Source organism: Chryseobacterium sp., from assembly GCF_029240215.1.
Taxonomy (GTDB): domain Bacteria; phylum Bacteroidota; class Bacteroidia; order Flavobacteriales; family Weeksellaceae; genus Chryseobacterium.
Genome location: NZ_JARBTK010000004.1, coordinates 74,541 through 93,251, shown reverse-complemented (window position 1 = coordinate 93,251; position 18,711 = coordinate 74,541). Strand labels below are relative to the sequence as shown.

General features: G+C 33.1%; 16 protein-coding genes and 1 tRNA gene. 4 read left to right on the top strand and 13 right to left on the bottom strand.

What is annotated here, in order from left to right; genetic code table 11:
* Positions 1-198 precede the first annotated feature (198 nt).
* From K0R77_RS10065 to K0R77_RS10050, 4 genes are all read left to right on the top strand, one after another.
* Complete coding sequence (locus K0R77_RS10065) at positions 199-1,119, top strand: T9SS type A sorting domain-containing protein (RefSeq protein WP_300351898.1); 921 nt, start codon at positions 199-201, stop codon at positions 1,117-1,119.
* A 124-nt stretch (positions 1,120-1,243) separates the two neighbouring features.
* On the top strand, positions 1,244-1,957 hold the full coding sequence (locus tag K0R77_RS10060) for a hypothetical protein (protein ID WP_300351897.1): 714 nt from the start codon (positions 1,244-1,246) through the stop codon (positions 1,955-1,957).
* Positions 1,958-1,976: 19 nt separating this feature from the next.
* On the top strand, positions 1,977-3,707 hold the full coding sequence (locus K0R77_RS10055) for a T9SS type A sorting domain-containing protein (RefSeq protein WP_300351895.1): 1,731 nt from the start codon (positions 1,977-1,979) through the stop codon (positions 3,705-3,707).
* A 200-nt stretch (positions 3,708-3,907) separates the two neighbouring features.
* Positions 3,908-4,768: a lamin tail domain-containing protein gene (locus K0R77_RS10050; protein ID WP_300351893.1), complete on the top strand. Its 861-nt coding sequence runs from the start codon at positions 3,908-3,910 to the stop codon at positions 4,766-4,768.
* A 53-nt stretch (positions 4,769-4,821) separates the two neighbouring features.
* Here K0R77_RS10050 and K0R77_RS10045 read toward each other — a convergent pair whose 3' ends face one another.
* From K0R77_RS10045 to nadA, 13 genes are all read right to left on the bottom strand, one after another.
* On the bottom strand, positions 4,822-7,644 hold the full coding sequence (locus K0R77_RS10045; RefSeq protein ID WP_300351891.1) for an aminopeptidase: 2,823 nt from the start codon (positions 7,642-7,644) through the stop codon (positions 4,822-4,824).
* Positions 7,645-7,717: 73 nt separating this feature from the next.
* Positions 7,718-9,076 (bottom strand): orotidine-5'-phosphate decarboxylase, encoded by a 1,359-nt coding sequence (pyrF, locus tag K0R77_RS10040; RefSeq protein ID WP_300351889.1) that lies wholly within the window; start codon positions 9,074-9,076, stop codon positions 7,718-7,720.
* 157 nt (positions 9,077-9,233) lie between these two features.
* Positions 9,234-9,578 (bottom strand): DUF1232 domain-containing protein, encoded by a 345-nt coding sequence (locus tag K0R77_RS10035; RefSeq protein WP_300351887.1) that lies wholly within the window; start codon positions 9,576-9,578, stop codon positions 9,234-9,236.
* 79 nt (positions 9,579-9,657) lie between these two features.
* Positions 9,658-10,197, bottom strand: coding sequence for a TlpA disulfide reductase family protein (locus K0R77_RS10030; RefSeq protein WP_300351886.1), 540 nt, complete (start codon positions 10,195-10,197; stop codon positions 9,658-9,660).
* A 172-nt stretch (positions 10,198-10,369) separates the two neighbouring features.
* A complete protein-coding gene (locus K0R77_RS10025; protein ID WP_300351885.1) occupies positions 10,370-10,933 on the bottom strand; it encodes a thioredoxin family protein in 564 nt (187 codons plus the stop codon).
* Positions 10,934-10,951: 18 nt separating this feature from the next.
* Complete coding sequence (gene aroC / locus K0R77_RS10020; protein ID WP_300351883.1) at positions 10,952-12,022, bottom strand: chorismate synthase; 1,071 nt, start codon at positions 12,020-12,022, stop codon at positions 10,952-10,954.
* A 50-nt stretch (positions 12,023-12,072) separates the two neighbouring features.
* On the bottom strand, positions 12,073-13,710 hold the full coding sequence (locus K0R77_RS10015) for a hypothetical protein (RefSeq protein ID WP_300351882.1): 1,638 nt from the start codon (positions 13,708-13,710) through the stop codon (positions 12,073-12,075).
* 56 nt (positions 13,711-13,766) lie between these two features.
* Positions 13,767-14,303, bottom strand: a complete 537-nt coding sequence (locus K0R77_RS10010) for a YMGG-like glycine zipper-containing protein (RefSeq protein ID WP_300351880.1) — start codon at positions 14,301-14,303, stop codon at positions 13,767-13,769.
* Positions 14,304-14,659: 356 nt separating this feature from the next.
* Positions 14,660-14,730, bottom strand: a tRNA-Cys gene (locus K0R77_RS10005).
* A gap of 50 nt (positions 14,731-14,780) precedes the next feature.
* Positions 14,781-15,290 carry an RDD family protein gene (locus K0R77_RS10000; protein WP_300351878.1) on the bottom strand — a complete coding sequence of 170 codons (510 nt, stop codon included), beginning with the start codon at positions 15,288-15,290 and terminating at the stop codon, positions 14,781-14,783.
* Between the two features lie 33 nt (positions 15,291-15,323).
* Positions 15,324-16,688 (bottom strand): DUF4403 family protein, encoded by a 1,365-nt coding sequence (locus K0R77_RS09995; protein WP_300351876.1) that lies wholly within the window; start codon positions 16,686-16,688, stop codon positions 15,324-15,326.
* A 26-nt stretch (positions 16,689-16,714) separates the two neighbouring features.
* Positions 16,715-17,098 carry a dihydroneopterin aldolase gene (gene folB, locus K0R77_RS09990; RefSeq protein WP_300351874.1) on the bottom strand — a complete coding sequence of 128 codons (384 nt, stop codon included), beginning with the start codon at positions 17,096-17,098 and terminating at the stop codon, positions 16,715-16,717.
* Between the two features lie 559 nt (positions 17,099-17,657).
* Positions 17,658-18,677 (bottom strand): quinolinate synthase NadA, encoded by a 1,020-nt coding sequence (gene nadA / locus K0R77_RS09985; protein WP_300351872.1) that lies wholly within the window; start codon positions 18,675-18,677, stop codon positions 17,658-17,660.
* Between the last annotated feature and the right edge of the window lie 34 nt (positions 18,678-18,711).

The window sequence follows — 18,711 nt, the reverse complement described above, 5'->3', positions numbered from 1 at the left end:
TGATAAGCCCAAGAAAAAAAGTAAGAAAATCAGAACCGAATTCCGCAAATCTTTAAAAATAATTGGTAAAAATAACTAAAAAATGTGAGCGATAGGGCTTTTAGCGTTATTAACAGAAAATTAACCTTAATATTGTCTTAAATGAAAAAAATCCACTAATTTTGCAGTGTAAATTATTAATAATTAAAAATTTAAGTTATGAAAAAAATCTTTACTGTTTTAGGCGTTGTTGCGGTTGCAGCTTTTGCAAATGCACAAGCAACTCTACCTTATAATGAAACATTTACTTATCCAAACGGAGATCTTAATGGACAAGGTAACTGGGCGGTACAATCTGCAAATGCTACAGACAAAATTTTAGTTCAATCTGGTGTTGTAAAATTTGATGGAGCTGGTGAAGATTTGAAGCAAGCTATTACACCTGTAACTTCTGGGAGTGTTTTTTATTCAATGGATTTAAAAATAACTAATGTTACTGCTGCAACATTGGCAGATGGTGGGTATTTTGCTGGTTTTGGACAGGATAATACTACTTTTGGTGGTACTATATGGACGAAAAAAATCACTGATACTACATATAAATTAGGTATTGAGGTTAGAACTGCAGTAGGGGCAACTACAACGTGGACTACAGCGGACTATAATATCAATCAAACTTATCAGATTACCGTAGGGTATAACTTTAACCCAGGTACCTCTGATGATACAGTAAATTTATGGGTAAATAATTTATTAGCTACACCAATAGATACACATACTGGAACGGATTTAACATCAGCAAGTACTTTCTTTTTAAGACAAGATAGTGTAACTGAAACTCCATTTATTGAAATAGATAATTTAGTAGTAACAACCACGTCACCTATAGTTCTTGCTGTTTCAGATTTGAACAAAATTAAATCAAGCTTTGTAAAAAACACTTTTGTAAAAAACGAAGAAATCACTTTCGGAGCTGATGTGAAAGATGTTAAGATCTACACGCTTACAGGTCAGGTTGTGAAAACTGCTTCTGTAAAAGACGGTGCTGCTTTGAACGTTGCTGAATTAGCAAAAGGAAATTACATAGTAACAGGAACTGTAAATAACCAACCTGTTTCTCAGAAGATTTTGAAAGACTAAATAAATAACGATTGAAAATCGAATAAAAAAGCAGTTATCTCTTGGTAACTGTTTTTTTTGTTTGTAATACTAAAATTTTATTTAAATTTAAAAAAAATACATAACCTTTAAAATGAAAATTATTATGAAGAAAACTATTGTTTTACTTACAGTATTGAGCGGATTATTTGCAAATGCGCAAAATTGGTCTTTAACTGGAAATGCAGGAACAACGTCGGGAACAAACTTTATTGGAACTACTGATAATCAGGATTTAGTTTTTAAAACTAACAATATTGAGCGATTTAAAATTAGTAATCAAACTGGATTCAATGTTTCATATCCTGGTATAGGTTTTAATATTTTTGGAGGAAAGGCAAAATTCCAAATTGATGAGGTGACAAATGCTTTTACTGTCTTTAATGCTCCATGGGACTATTTTCCCATGAGAGTTGATGGAGAAAATCGGATAGTTTACTTAGAAGAGGATAGTCTTAATGATGGTAGAGTTGTTATAGGTTCCAAAACATTAGCTACCTGTTCAGATTGTAATCAATACAAACTTTTTGTAAAAGACGGCATTCGTACAGAAAAAGTAAAAGTAGATATTGCAGCCAATAATGGTTGGGCAGATTATGTATTCAAAAAAGATTATAAGCTAATGCCGTTAAAAGCTGTAGAAAACTTTATTAATGAAAATGGTCATCTACCCGAAGTTCCAACGACAGAAGAAGCTATGAAAAACGGGATAGAGCTAAAGGAAATGAACATTCTTCTTTTGAAGAAAATAGAAGAACTTACGCTATATACTATCGAGCAACAGAAAAGAATCGAAGCTTTAGAAAAAAGAATGAAATAATTTATATAAAATTGAATTTATGAAAAAATTTTATATAACATTTTTATTGATATTGCCATTGTTTGTTTTTTCTCAAGGAGAAAATAACAATTGGTATTTTGGGAATATGGCAGCTCTTAATTTCTCAAACTCCAATCCACAAATTATTACGAATAGTCAGATGTCTTCCATGATTTCATCTGGTTCGGTAAGCGATAGTAACGGAAATTTATTATTTTATACGGATGGTAATCAGGTCTGGAATAGGGATCATCAATTTATGTCAAATGGAGACATACAGCATGCAGGAAGTCAAACAGCTATTGTTAAACATCCAACTAATGCTGATTTATACTATATTTTTAGCTCAGATGTAACTACTAATAATGGTTATTTTGCATATTATTCAGTTGTCGATATGTCTTTAGGAGGTTTAATGAATGGTCAGCCATTAGGTGCCGTTTCAAATCTCAAAAAAATTCCTATATTGAATGAGTTCGGGAATATTTTTAATAATGCAAAGGGTGTAACAGTGGTTCCGCATGGAGATAATAATTCTTTTTGGGTTCTGGTGCTGACAGACTCTAAAGTCTACTCCTATAATTTAAATAGCCAAGGACTCAGCAATACTCCAATTGTTAATAATTTAATTACCTCTGGAAATAATACTTTTCCTCATATAAGTTTCATCAAAGCTTCACCTAATATAAATACCTGTAGTAATTTTACTAATTTTTTAAGTGTTTCAAATATTCAAGGATATAATGCGAATAATGAAAGCATAATTTATTCATTTAATAATTTTTCTGGATTAATAACTTCAGATTTTACCCTTTCAATAGCTAGTTTAGAGCCTTTATATTTGGAATTCAATCAATATGCAAACATACTTTACGCAGGTAAACTTCAAGGGAATCTAGTTGGGAGTATGTTTTATTCAGTAGATTTACTCAATTCAACAAATAATAATTTAATATATACGTCTGTACCGAATGCACAAGTTAATTTAGGAACAACTGGAATAATTACTTTGCAGAGAAATAAAAAAGGGGATATTTATTTTTATAAGCCATACAATGATACGGAAAAGTATTTAGGACAAATTATTAACCCGGATGTTTATGGACAGAGCTATGCAGATCTTTATGCAATTTATTTTTCAAACATGCCTTCAAATGCAATAAGCGTAGGATCTAGAAATGATCTTCCTCAATTAGTGCCAAATCTTTCAGAAAGCACCAGCTATTATTGTCTTGCTTCAATTAATTTATCTTCTCAAGAAAATAATAGCAGTCATACTTATCAAGCTAGTCAATCAATTGTAGCTGAATCAAATTATAGCATAAGTTCAGGTAAAAACATTATAATGAAGGCCGGAAATAATATTTCACTTTTACCCAATACGTATATTGAAAATGGTGCTAATTTTTTAGCAAAAATAGAAGACTGTAATTGCTCAGAAAATGTTGGTAAAAGTAAAAATACAGCTCAGAGAGACAATATGTTTTTAGATTTACGAAATTCACAAAAGTTGTACGAAGAAAAAAACATAATGGGAGTAGAGATTTATCCTAACCCTACATCAGATATATTAAACATTAAGACAAATTCGAAAATTGAAAGTATTTCTGTGGTTGGTGTTGATGGGAAAACTTTTAATGTAGTGTTAAACGAGAATAAAATAGATGTAATTGATCTTCCATCAGGTGTTTATATCATTAATATTGAAACAAAACATGGCATTTTTAAGAAGAAATTTATCAAGAAATAAATAACCAACCAATTTCTCAGAAGATTTTGAAAGACTAATCTTTAAAACAATTTCAGCATATATAGCCACTTCATTGAAGTGGCTTTTTTGTGTTATTTTAGTTAGTTTGATTTTAAGATAATTTAACAAAATTTTGATATTTTTAAGTATCTGGTATTGTTTTTGTTTTTATTTTATTAACCAAACAAAATATTATCGTTATGAAAAAAGTATTTACTTTTATCGGGCTTGTCTCGATAGCTGCATTTTTTAATGCTCAGATTGTAATAAATGAAGTCTATACCGGTGGCGGAATTTTAGGCGCAGCCATTACAAATGATTTCATAGAATTGAAAAACATTGGTACTTCTGCTGCTTCTCTTAATGGAGCGACCATTCAGTATGCATCTTCAACAGGAGCTTTTACTCAGTACAATACTTTGCCCAATATCAGTCTGGCTCCGGGGCAAACGTATTTAATTCAGCAAGGATCTGATGGATTAGGTGGACTGATTAATTTAGTCAATCCTAATCTTATTGTAAATGTTCTCTTGAATTTTGATGGTTCTCCCAGTGTTGGAGTAGGAGTTGGTCTTGCACTTACTTCAGGAAAAATTGCTTTGGCAAGCAATGCAACGCAGGTTACTGGGCCTACTTCAGCTAATGTCTTAGACTTTGTAGGATATGGCTTAGCGAATCAGTTTGAAGGGGCCGGAGCTGCTCCGTCGCCGACGATTCTAAATTCAATTACCAGAACAAACGGCGATACCAATAATAACAACATTGATTTTACTGTGACACTGCCAACTCCGCAGTCATCAGGAACTTTAGCGGTAAATGATATTACTGATGTCTCTAAGAAACCAGGATTTATTAAAAATTCGTTGGTAAAAACTGATGAGATTGTTTTCGCTTCTGATGTAGAAAACATTAAAGTGTATACATTATCGGGTCAGTTAGTGAAAACTGCTTCAGTAAAAGGAGGGTCTGCTTTAAATGTTGCCGAATTACAAAAAGGAAATTATATTGTTACAGGAACAGTCAATAATCAACCGGTTTCTCAGAAAATTTTAAAAGATTAATTTAAACTTAATTAAGATAAAAGTAAAACAGTTGTCGAGAGGCAGCTGTTTTTTTAATACCAACCTCTTCTTGCTGCATTAATAATTGTACTCAGATTCAGAATTAAAGTATATCTGATCCTTTTTCCATAATCTTTAAAACCGGGCTCAAAGCCCAGAGAAGACTGTACAGGGAAGTAGATTTCAAGAAAATCAGGAATCACTCTTACTTTTACACCACTGTCCCAGATAAACTGTGTAGGATTATTTTTGTTTTTATAAATTCCGGCATCTGCGTAGATATGAAAAATTTTCCAGACACTCGTGTCAACATTCAAGGAAGTGATCCATCGATTAACCGTTCCGGGGATAAAAGATTTAAAACCACCGTCTGCCAAAACGAATTGCTGAGACAAAATCCCGCCGGTTGCACTTTGTCCCAAAAGATTGTAAGAAAAAGAATAGTCGGAAACTCTTGAAATTCCGTAATCGAAAGTGTTGTTTCTCGTTTCATTTCTGGCAAAATATCCTCCAAATAATCTCAGACTCAGCTTTTGTCTCGGTGCAAATTCCCACCTATAGAAAGCTTCTGCGGTAATTTTATTAAAATCGTGCATTCCCTGGGTACTGATGCTAAAGCTTTTCTCGTGAATCATCTGGTTATCGGCATATCCATATCCAAGTGTCCAGAGATTGTATTTTTCGTAATCGCGATCTGCAATCATTTTTGCGTTCAGATCTCTCTGAAAATAGTTATAAGAAAAACTGGCGCCACGACTAACCGTGCTTCTCGGATTTTTCCTAAATCTGATAGCAGAATATAGCGAAGCTTTTTGATAAGCAAGATCATAATCATAATGGAAATATGATCCTGAAACTCCAAAAGTCAGACTTTGAATAATGCTTTCTGCGGGAAGAAATGAATATTCAACTGCTCCTGATCCAGTCAATTTTCCTGTTCCCGTACTGAAAGACGGAGTAATGGAATAAAGAAATTTCTGATCAAAAAGAGACTGGTTTTTAAAATTTATTCCAATCAAAAACTTGTCATACGTATTGGTGAATCTGATTCGCGGATTCAGATAAATTTCATTGAACTCAGGATTAGGAATATCTTTGATCAGTTTAAATTTAATTTTTTTTGAATTTGAAAATAAACCTTTTGTATATAAAAAATTGTCACGATAATTGGCTTCCGGGAAAATATAATCATCATTCAAAGTGATCTTGTAAATATTTTCAGCAGGAAGGTTCACGGTTTTCAGTCTTTCGTTTTCGGTTGTTTCTATCCAATAAGAATTTTTTTCGCCATCTCTGGTTTGGGTTTCCAGCTTTACAGGGATCGCTTTGTCTGTATTTTTTGCAATCCTGATTTCCAATGAGTCATCTTTAGTTTTAAATTTTTTCAATTTAAAATTGACCCTGTTCTTTTGTTTGAAAAACTCAGTTAAATAATCAGTTGACGGTTCTTTTTGTGAAAGTTGTTTCAGAAAATCTTCAGGGTTGATTTTCTTGTCTCTGTTTTCGGCAATGTAAGTTTTAACTAAAGTATTAAAATTTTCTTCACCCATTTTATTGGCAGAAAAACTGAAAAGACTTCCTGTTTCAAAGCTGCTGATTGCCATATCATTGAAATTACTTAATGCAGAAAAAGGCTCATCAATTTTCTGATCAAGATTTTGCGACATGATGTATTGGTAAGCCAAACCATAACGGTCGAGCAATTTAACATCTGAGGCATGGAACCATTTTAAAGGTTTAATTCCTATAATACTTGTTTCGGGTAATTTTCCCAAAAGCTTTGTTTCTCCGTAGAATCTTTTTAAATATTGAATTTCGAGATACGATTTCAGACCATTTTTAAACCAATGATCATCCTGTTTGTCGGCGATGATGCTCTGATCAAGAATTTTCTTGGTGATGATTCCGAAATAATCGAGATCAACTTTTTCAGCGTCTGTGAAAAGTTTAAACCTGAATTTCCAGAAACTTATATCATTATTTCCAAAAAAATCTTCTTTTGCCCTGAATTTATCTGAAATGAAAATTCTTTCAGGTACATAACCTATTTTTTCTTTGATAAATCTAAGTTGAAGCGGGAGGAAAAATTCCAAATTCTGAATTTCCTGCGGACTGATAGGATACCCAAATTTAATTTCGGTCTGAATGTCTTCTGAATTTATTTTTATTGTCTGAAATTGATTTTGAGAAATTACAAATTCAGGATCGGTATCTAAATATCCGTTGAAAGAATTGGTATTGGTTTGCTGGAGATTTCCTTCAGTAAAATAATTTTTTCCGGGAAGATCAAAATTGACTGTCCAATAAGTGTTGAAATTAATCGATTCTTCAATATCAAGATAATTTTTTGAAAAAATATTGTCCGGATCAAAATGATCCGGAACAATAAAGAAATATTTTAAAGCAATATTGTTTTCAGAAGTTCCGTATCCTGTAAATTTCTTATCAGGAAGCTGAATCTGATAGTGCAATTGTAATTTTATACTTTCGCCAACCGGTAAAGGTTTATTTAAAACAAAAAATAAATTCTCCTCAGATAAGCTATTTTTGGTGACCAGTTGATTATCATCGTTGCTGATCTTCAGATCAAAAGTTTTACCCAACAATTCAGGTTTTGCAAAATGGAGACTGTTGTTTCGGTCTTCAAGTTTTCGGTAAACCAAAGAAGTTCCTCTCTTGTTGTAAGCTGCTACCCAATTGAGAAGTTTTATGCTGTCTAAAGGTTTTTCAGAATAATTATGATAAATAATTTCCTGTTTTACCTCAAGAATTTTTTTGTTCTGAGATAGTTTTGCCACAACAAAAACGCTGTCTTTCTGTGCAGAAACCTGCACAACTCCCCAAAACAAAATAAAACAAATACTAAACTTTTTCAATTTGATGATAAAGCATCAAATATAACTTTTTTTAAATACAATAAAGATGATTTTTCTGTTGAATTACTATTTGTTACAAAGAATTCAAATAGGCTTTCCAACCTTTATTTTTATAAGTTATAGCAGCTTCTCCAGGGTTATCAGATTTGTAAATTCCTCTTCCTACGATGATGAAATCGGTATGAAGCGTTTTGAAAACATGATCCGGAGTATTGTATTGCTGACCTTTTCCGTCACCTGAATCTGCCAGGTTGACTCCAGGTGTAAATAACAGCATTTCTTCAGGAAGAATGTTCTGGGAAACTCCGCCAATAACGTTCGGATGTGATAAAGCAACTTTCAAAGCTTCTTCTCTGTAGCTGTTCGTCGTTAAAGTTCCTTTTGAAGACATACCGATAATTGCCACAACGCCTACATTTTTGAAACAGTCTAAAGACTCAAAACCTCCGATAACCTGAGAAGTCACAAAATCTGCCCAATCTGTAATTTTGAAAACACCACTTGTGAATTGTAGTTCCTGTGTATTTCCGATGTCGGCAAATTTTCTGTCTTCCATTAATAAAAACTTGTGCTTTGAAGCCAATTCTTTCAACGGAACAATCGTATTTTGGTAATCAAAATCAGAAATAATATCGATATGTGTTTTTAAAGCAATAATATGTGGTCCCACTTTTTCTGCCAGTTCCAATAATTCCTGAGTTGTAGTAACGTCAGCAGAAGCGATAAGATTTGATTCTTTTGCCAAAGCAATTTCTAATAATTTTTTTGAAACGGAATGCTGTGCAGTTTCAAATTTTTCCTGATAAGAAAGTCTGGTAATCTCTTCAAACTGAATATGATTTCCGGCAAGAAAATCCTGAATTCTCTTTACTTCATCATCAGAAAGTTCGCCTTCTTCCTGAAGAATGGTACAAACTTCTGAAATATTGAAAAGAGTATGAACTCTGTATCCTTTGCTTTCCAAAAGCTGTTTCCCACCTTGCTCTCTGTCAAGAACGACAACGATGTCGGCAACTTTAAGATCTTCCTGCTCAACTTCTGCAATGGTTTCAATCAAAGATTTTCCGGAAGTGATCACGTCTTCTACCAAAAGGCAGTTTTGCCCTTTCTGGTAAATTCCTTCGATCAGTTTTTTTGTACCGTAATTTTTTGCTTCTTTTCTTTTAATAATTAATGGAATATAGCTTTCCAGAGACATTGCCGTAGCCATTGGAAGTGCAGCATAAGGAACTCCGCAGATCAGATCGAAATTATCCAATGGAAGCATTTCCAATAAATAATTTGCCAAATTTTTCAAAATTTTAGGATCTGAAGCTAAAGGTCTTAAGTCTACATAAAACGGACTTTCAATTCCGCTTTTTAAGGTAAATCTTCCGAATTTAATGATGCCCAATTTGTAGCACTCCAAAAAGAATTCTTTTTTACTTTCCATTATTTTTTATTAGATATTGCAAATTTAAGGAAATGATGTTAAAAGTCAATTGTGAATTTTGCTTCGCAGGTGAAAATGTGAATTCGTATTTTGAAATTAACTAGAAGCAACTGATCATTTACAAAAAAAAACCATCCCGAAAAGGAATGGTTTAATTTTATTTTATAATTTCAGCATCAATTATCTTCGAGCCGTCTGTGCTGTATTTTCGTTCGGCTTCCCAAAGTAGAAATTTATCTACTTCACGGATCAGTTTTGGAATTGCTAAAGATAAGACAGCAATGTCATCTAAAACTCCTGCAACAATAATGAAATCAGGAATGATATCTATGGGAGAAATAACATAAAGAAGACCGACTAACGGTAGAATAAGATCTATCGATTTTACAGGATATTCTCCTCTTTTCCACATTTTTACCATTCTGAAAATGTCAGGTATTTTTTTTACGAAGCCTTTGTGACTGATTGCTTCTTTAGCCAAATTAAGTTTTGAATATTTCATTTTGTGTTTGTTTTAAAATAATTTCAACTCTCTAAACTTCGCAAATTCTGTACCAACAAATTATAATTTAAGTTAAAACTTATTTAATGATGTTATCTATAAACTGATGAATAGATTCTGAATCCCAGTCTGTTGCTGCGTCTTCTTTAATGAGGATTCTTCCGTTTTCGTCAAGCAGGAACGTTGTAGGGAATGCTTTTGGAAGTATTTTTTCTGAGATCGGGCTTTGTGCAATATATACGGGAACGGTATAATTATTTTCTTTAAGAAATTTTCTTACAGCTGGCTCCTCATCTTTCATCGCAATCAAAACGAAATCTATATTGTCTTTTCTCCGGTCATACAATCTTTGAATTGATGGCCATTCTTTTCTGCATGGAGGACACCATGTTCCCCAAAAATTCAAAAAAACAGGTTTGTTTCTGAAATTCTTCATATTGGTACTTGGAACGTTGATTCCCTGCAGGTCTACATCATAATCATCTGCTTCAATATGTACGGCACTTTCTATCGTTGCAACCGGGAAGAATACATCTTTCAACTTGTCTTTTACTCCGGGAACAAAAACGATTACTCCGATAATGGCAATTAATACGATATAAATTATATTTTTTTTCATTTTTACTGTTTAATAAAAATTGTTTTAAATGGAAAAAATTAAACTGCATTTTTGTCATTCCGTAGGAATCTCAACAAATTATTGACAGAATAAATTTTATAAATTCAGCTTAGATTCCTACGGAATGACAAACTAAATGTAATATTATTGATAACTAAATTATTAATAAAAACTACAACAACTCCAATATTTCCTGAACCGCGTCTTTTCCTCTGTTTTTCGCATAATACAATTGCAAATCATTATAAAAATGATCTTTTGTATAATTTTCAGGATCAGCTTTGTATTTCATCAACAATTCTTTACCATATTTTGGACGTGGTCCCCAGGAATTTTTTACGTTAAAATCCTTATCCAGAATAATAACTTTAGGGATAGATTCTGTTCCGTTGGTCAAGAATTGATTGATTAAGCTTTTATCACTGTCTCTAAGGAAAATTCTAACCTCATTTTTACCTTCGAAAAATTTCACCAAAGCAGGAACGGTTGAGCTTGCGTCGCCACACCAAACTTCGGAAATAATTAAAATTTTTCCGTCAAAGTTTTTGGTTTCTAATTCTTTTAACTGATCTTCATTAGGAACATACTTTTTTAATGTTCTGTCGATTCTCTGAAGTCCCAGTTCGTAATATTGTCTATAATCGATTTCCTGTTGATTGGCAGGATTTTCTAATCTATGTTTTCCGATTTCAAGATACTCTTCAAAAGAGATACTTTTTTCCCAGTAATTTTGCATTACCTAAAATATTTATGTTTAAAATTGATTGATATTTCTTGTTTTATTGATCAAAAACAGGTCGGCCAATACGAAAGCTGCCAAGCTTTCCACCACCGGAACAGCTCTCGGAACGACACATGGATCATGTCTTCCTTTTCCTTCTACGGTAACGGCATTTCCGTCTTTATCAACACTTTCCTGAGGTCTTAAAATAGTTGCGACAGGTTTAAAAGCTACACGGAAATAAATATCCATTCCGTTTGAAATTCCACCCTGAATTCCGCCTGAAAGATTTGATTTTGTGGTAAAATCTGTATTGAAAGCATCGTTATGTTCGCTTCCTGTCATTTTAGCACCACAAAAACCGCTCCCATATTCAAAACCTTTGCAGGCATTAATGTTGAGCATTGCTTTTGCCAATTCTGCCTGTAATTTAGAAAAAACAGGTTCGCCAATTCCGACAGGAACTTTTTTGATCACACAAGTTATCGTTCCACCAATTGTGTTGCCTTCTTTTTTGATTTCTTTGATTTTTGAAATCATTTTTTCGGCAGTTTCCGTATCGGGGCAACGAACTTCATTGCTTTCGGTTTTAGAAAAATCTAAATCCTGATAGGGTTTTTCACAGAAAATTTCGCCTACGGAAGAAACGTAAGCATTAATTTCGATATCTGATAAAAGCTGTTTTGCCAAAGCTCCCGCAACCACCCAATTGATGGTTTCACGTGCAGAAGATTTTCCGCCACCGCGATAATCTCTGATTCCGAATTTCTGATCGTAGGTAAAATCTGCATGACTCGGACGATATGATTGTGCAATGTGATCGTAATCTTTCGACTTTTGATTTTCATTTTCAATCATAAAACCGATTGGAGTTCCGGTGGTTTTTCCTTCAAAAATTCCTGAAAGAAATTTCACAGTATCACTTTCTTTACGTTGTGTCACGATAGCTGACTGACCAGGTTTTCTTCGGCCAAGCTCGTGTTGGATTTTTTCTAAATCAATTTCCAGACCAGCCGGAAAATTATTGATGATTCCGCCATATGCAAGACCATGACTTTCACCGAAAGTCGTCAGGCTGAGCAGATTCCCTAAAGTATTGAACATACTACAAAATTACCGTTTTTTATTCAGATAATAAAGTCTTTGAATTGATACTATTTATAAGAGTTTGTGATTTTATCAGTTATTTTTTCGACCTGTTTTTGCTCACTTTCCGTCATTTCTTTTGAAATAAAACCTTTTCGGATATTATTTTTATCAATCAACTGAGGGAAGATTCCTGCTTTTTGATAGTCGAAAATGAAGCTTTCAGAAATTGCGGGAATTGGCGTATCAAAGTTAAAGGGATATTTCTCTGAGACATTAAATTTCAAATTTCCTGTTTCGAAAGAGTGGTATTTTTTATATTCGTAAACTGAAGGTTTGTATAATTGTTCAGATTTAAATTTTCCCATGAATGATGACATTCTGTAACTTGGAATGAATTGAGCTGCAACAGAAGGAAAAGTTATAAAACTGACGAAAAATATCATTAATACTGAATAAATTAAGAACGATTTCTTTTCATTCAAATAAGTAAAAAGCATTACAAAAATGATCACAAAAAATACATCGATGAAAAACCTGTATTGTGCTGAAAATAGTAAAACTAAAATACTTTTTATGATCAATGAAATATAAATAAAAGTGATGATTTTATTTTTTTTAATAAAAGTGAAAATGATGAAAATAAGTAAACTTAAAACAAATAAAATATTGATGACAGATTTAATTCCATCTAAAAACAGCCAGTTTTTAATGTAGTCGAATGTTGAGAATTTTTGTATTTCCGGATAAGAATACTGATTGTCGAAAGTTTTTAAAATTGCAAATTGAGAAGAGGATTTTAATAACTCCTGATTGGGTTTCCAAATAAATCCTAAGTCAATAATCGGGATGGGGAAAATTGGGTATCCGAATGTCCAGATGTTTTTTAAACAAAATAAAAAGAAGATTAGAATTCCTGGGATTGCACTTTTAAATTGAGATTTGATAATGAAAATAGAGTGGAGAAAAGTAAAGATCGGTAACCAGATCATTGTTGGCTTTATCGCAAAAACAAAGACAGAAAAAGCAAAGAGGATTGCTGTGTTTTTGTTGTTGGAAAGAGTTTCGTTTAAAACAATCAAAGAAAAAATAATTACAGGCAAATCAGGACTTGGGGATTGCGAAAACAGAAGTAGAACGGGAAGAAAGCATAGTTGAATCCAACTTTTTTTCTCAATAATGTAAAGTAAATATACAATCAGTAAAACTGTGTTTATTCTTAAGAAAGGATCAGTAAAATTTGAAAATCCTGCCTGGAAAATATGCCACATCGACATTTGACCAAGTACAAGATCAAGGTTTGAAATTCCTTTTACCAGACCGTATTCTTTCAGCCATTGTATGCTTGGTAGGTAGTATCCGAAATGGTCTAAAATGTAAGGATGAAATGATCCGCAAAATAAAATAAATAGGGAGCTTATTGTTAATAGCCAATAGTTCTTTCGAGAAAAATGATCCAGATGAAGATGTAATTTTTCCTTAAAAAAGTAGAGTAGACCTATTAAGATTGTGGGAACCTCAACATATAAATTTATCGGAATAAAAAAAGCCAAAACAGTCCAGGCAATTGAGATTCCAAAAATTCCAAAAATAATTTTCCCTGAAATCTCTTTACTTAACTGGGTTTTAAAGATGGTCTCAAATAATTTTCCCCAACCTGAAAGAGCGGGAACAATAACAATTATGGTGAGTAGAATTAAAAGCATAAAAAAAGATTGCCTAAAAATAAGCAATCTTTTATTGTTTTCTGAAATGATTTTATTTATCTCGGCTGTACTCGTCCGCTTTTTCTATCCTGTGATCTACCTAATGTATAACCTGTAGCACCACCAATAATACCGCCAACTACAGCACCACCACCACGGTTTTTCTTGTTGACAAGGGCGCCAAGAGCAGCTCCACTTACAACACCTATCGCAGTACCTTTTGCGGCCTCACTGATTCCTTTTTTCTTAGCTGTTGTACCTTGTGATGAGCTTCCTCCATTGTTGGCAACGCTGTTGTTAGATGATGAAGGGTTGTCTCTGTAGATTGTTTTTGTTTCTCTTATCACCTGCGGCTTTGCGGCGGCTGCAGCTTCTTTTGCTTTTTGAACTTCAGCAATACTGTCTGTTCTTTTCTGAGCCTCGTAAGCAAATCTTTCTTTTTCAATTGCTAATTTTTGCTTTTCTATTTCAAGTTGTCTTGCCTGAAACTCTATTTTTTGCTGTTCAAGAGATTTCTCTGCAACTTGGTCATCTTTTTTGCAGGCTGTCAGCACCATGACTGATAAAAAACCTGTTAACAATATGTTTTTCATAACTCAAATTTTTAATTTTTAAACAAACTTTTCAGCTTTACAATGTGGTACGTTCAATTATGAAGCCAAGTTTTAGTTAAGAAAATGTTAAAATTAATTCTGTTTTGTATTTGGTGTTCAATTTTATTTGATAAATACTTAATAATAATGAATTTATTAAATGTATTTATTCATAATCAGTTATTATTGATTTGATTATTATGTTCTTAAGTTGCAACGATACATTAAGTCAAGATTTTACTAATAATCTTGCTTGGGTTCATATAAGATATATTTTTATTCCAGAAAGTAAAAATTAAATATTCCGATGAATAATAAGTAAAAAAAACTCCGATCAAAAGATCGGAGTTTTTGTGAGGTACCTAGCGGATTCGAACCGCTGTAGATGGTGTTGCAGACCACTGCCTAGCCGCTCGGCCAAAGTACCATTTTTAAGTGGTGCAAATATAGAAGATTTTATAATTCAAAACAAAGTTTTTATGCGATTTCTTGCTTTCCCAGACTTTCGATATCGCTTTTAGCCTGTTTTTCAGCTTCATAATTTTTGATATTAATTACTCTTGTGTCGCTCCAGGTGTCGTGCCATCCGTTTTCTCCTAAAAAAGATAAAGCATCGAAAGGAACCAGCCTGGCAATATTTCGGATAAAATAATCCCGTACCGTTGGCTCTTCGCCGTCAATCATAATCACTTTGGTGCCTGTCACAAATTTTCCGAGACTTCTTCCCTTTGTAAGATATTCAACAAAGAAAATATAAAAGAAAAAGATAATACTCGTTATAATAATATCTGCAACCCTTCCCAAATCTGCTAACTGATCAAAAAATTTGGTAAAATAATATATTCCAAAAATTCCGTCTACGATTCCTCCTGCGAGACCAAGCGCAAAAAATAGTAAATTAAAAACAATTCTGTCAATAACAATGTTAGCAACTCTTGCCCATTTTGTAGCTCTTTGTCTGTCAATAATTTGTAAATATTTTCTCATGTTTTTATTAATGTTTTTAGTTTTATAGTTGGTCTAAAATCCTTTTAAAGTAAATCTTAAATTTGCGTTGGTGTCAATAACAGCCGTAATTCCGGAATTGTTTAAAAGAATCTGATGAGGTTTCAGATTGAAAACCTTGCCGCTCATTTTCAAGCCTTTGTAATATTCTTTGTTAAATGCTTCTTCTATGCTTTTTTTAGACGAATTTTCCAGATCAGAAGTAGGAATTCCGTATTCATCTTCGATCATTTTTACGATTTTTCCTTTGAATAGAAGCGTAGCAGTTTTTTGTAAAATATTGGAGGTTTTTAATTTGAATTTTGTATCAGACAAAACGATTTTCTTTTTCAGTTCATCATATACAGGAATTCCGGAAATAAATGCGGTTCCGTTGATGTAATCTTCCATTTCTGCTTCAATCATGATTCGGTTTGCTTCACCGTAAACTTTGATATCTGTAATTTTTACTTTAGAATCTCTTATATCGTATTCTTTGTTCAGAAACATTTTTCTGGCAATGCCAGTCGCTTCAGAAAATGGAATGTTCGCAGTAGTCTGCAAAACAAATTGATCCGCTAAAAGCGGAATAAAATTAAAGTTCATCACAGCTTTTGCCGGTTGTGAAGCTTCGGGTTTTGTTCCTGTGTAGGTTTCAGAAAAAATGTCGATACCTATATTGGTATCAATTTGATTTCCATAGAATTTTAAAGGAGTGATATTGACATTAATTGGAGTGATTTTTAACCATGTATTATATTCTTCCGAAATATTGAATGGCTGCGAAAAAGCGTTCCAAGCCAAAACAGCGTATTGCTGAAAATTAAGCTGAGATGCCATTTGCTGATCGATCGTTTTGCAAAACTTGTATTGCTGTTCTTTTAAGCTTTTTTCTACTAAAGAAGTTATAGGAATTTGAATTTTCCCAAAATCCAGAACAGGTTTTTTGACCCATTTGAAACCCATTGGTTGTGTAAAAGTGCTGATCGTCCAGTTATTTTTGAAGCTTAATGCTGTTTTAAAATACATCACCGTTTCAAAAGTCGTTTCCTGATACGTGTAAACTCCCAACGTTCCGATTCCTTTTTCTGCCCATATTTTTAAAGGAACTTCGATAAAAATATTCTGGTTGGCATTTCCGATTAATCGTATCGGGCGTGTTTTCCAGACTTTTACTTTGAATTGGTCATTATCGTTGTCACTATAAGAATCATCCTGAAAAATCAGATCTTTTACCGAAGCATTGATCATATTGCTGATTTCCGACAACGGAATTGTAACCGGCATCGTAATGCTCGATTTTATTTTTGGGAAATTGTAAATAGGATCACCTGAAGTCGTGTTGCTCTGCCCAAAAATTCCAATGGAAAGAAACAGAGATACTATGCTGAATATTTTCACTTGATTCTGATTTTTTAAACTGAAAATTACTCATTTCCTTTAATTCCACCTAATAAAAAACTTTTTTCAAGCTCGATACTTGCGCCTTTCATTTCACCTTTCATTGGTGGGCTTGTTTTGGTGATTCTTAGTTTGATATAAGAAATCTGATTAAATTTCTCGTTGATCTTAGTAATAATTCTTCCTGCAACATGCTCCAATAATTTAGATGAGATCTTCATTTCATTATGAATGATCTCGTTGATGTCTGCATAACTTATTGTATCATTCAAATCATCAGAAACTGCCGCTTCCCACAAATCTGTGTGGATTTCTGTGTTTAAAATATAATAGGTTCCGATGATGTTTTCTTCCGGAAGAACACCGTGGTAAGCGTAGATTTTTACATCTTCTAAGAATATTTTGCTCATGGTTTGATATTTAAATTGTATAAACTGCTTATTTTAAATTCAATTTGTAAATATATGGTTTGTTATTCCGTAGGAATTTTGGCTTAGCTTTAAAAATGATGGCTTAGATTCCTACGGAATGACAAACTTAATGGATTAGTTGTAAGCTAAAAAAGCGAGTGAAAACCCGCTGTTAAGTTTATCTACACTATCAAAAGATTAACTATTGTCTCTATTGGTGTTAAAGCTTTTCGCAACAACCTTTGATAAACATAAATTTTTATGCTTCCATAAAAAATAAATAAAAAATCATCTTGTTTCTTTGGTGTAAAAATCAAGAATAATAGTAATCGAAGTTATTAACCAAAACCAGCACGAAAAAATGAATGCATAAAAAATAACCAAAGCCATCACATAAAATAGTGTCATAGTTGAGTAAGAACTATTGATAACTAAGTCATAATCATCTACTAGAAAATAAATTAAAAAGACAACTATAAATATTGAAACCAAATATTTATAGATTTTGAATGCCTTTTTAAATGCACTATTCATTTCTTATATTTTTCGTTGTTGTACTTTATTTGATGCTTTTCGAAAGATCAAGCATTGCTTCAATCGGTTTCAAAGCTCTTAACCTTAATTCTTCATCGATAATGATCTCAGGAAGCTCATATTTCATGCATAAATACAGTTTTTCCATTGTATTTCGTTTCATGTAGAAACATTCTGAGCAGTTACAGCTTTCGTCAAAAACCAAAGCAGGAATCAATTCTTTATGAGGAGCACGTTTTCTCATTTCGTGAAGAATTCCTTCCTCTGTTGCGATGATAAATTTCTGACAATCTTCTTTTTCAACGTAGTTTAAAAGAGCAGAAGTAGAACCAATAAAATGAGCCAACTTCAACACTGATTCCTCACTTTCCGGGTGTGCAATTAATTTAGCATCAGGATTATCAGCCAACTGCTGCGCAATTCTCTCCATTGAAAATGCTTCGTGAACGATGCAGCTTCCATCCCAAAGAATCATATCACGACCCGTTTTTTGAGATAAATATCTTCCTAAATTTTTATCCGGAGCGAAAATAATCGGTCTGTCTTTCGGTAAAGCTTCGATTACCGTTTCAGCGTTTGAACTGGTTACAATGATGTCACTTTCTGCTTTTGTTTCAGCATTACAGTTGATGTAGGTTGCTATCAAAGCATTTGGATGTTGCTCTCGCATCTTTCTCAAACCTTCCCCTGAACATCCGTCTGCCAAAGAGCATCCCGCCATAGTATCAGGAAGAACTACTTTTTTCGTGGGATTCAAAATCTTCGCTGCTTCTGCCATGAAATGGACTCCGCAGAATACGATCATATCAGCATTCGTGTCTTTTGCCTGTCTTGCCAGCTGAAGGGAATCTCCAAGGAAATCCGCAATATCCTGAATTTCTCCAGGTTGGTAATAATGCGCCAATATTACCGCATTTTTCTCTTCTTTCAATTGAAGAATCGCTTTTACCAATTCTTCTCCTTGAGGAATTACCAAATCTTTTATATCTAAAAATCCTCTAACAGGAATCGCAGATTTAGCTTTTTCTAATGTTTCGGTACTCATATCAACCTCAATGTTTTTTGATGATAGAAGTTAG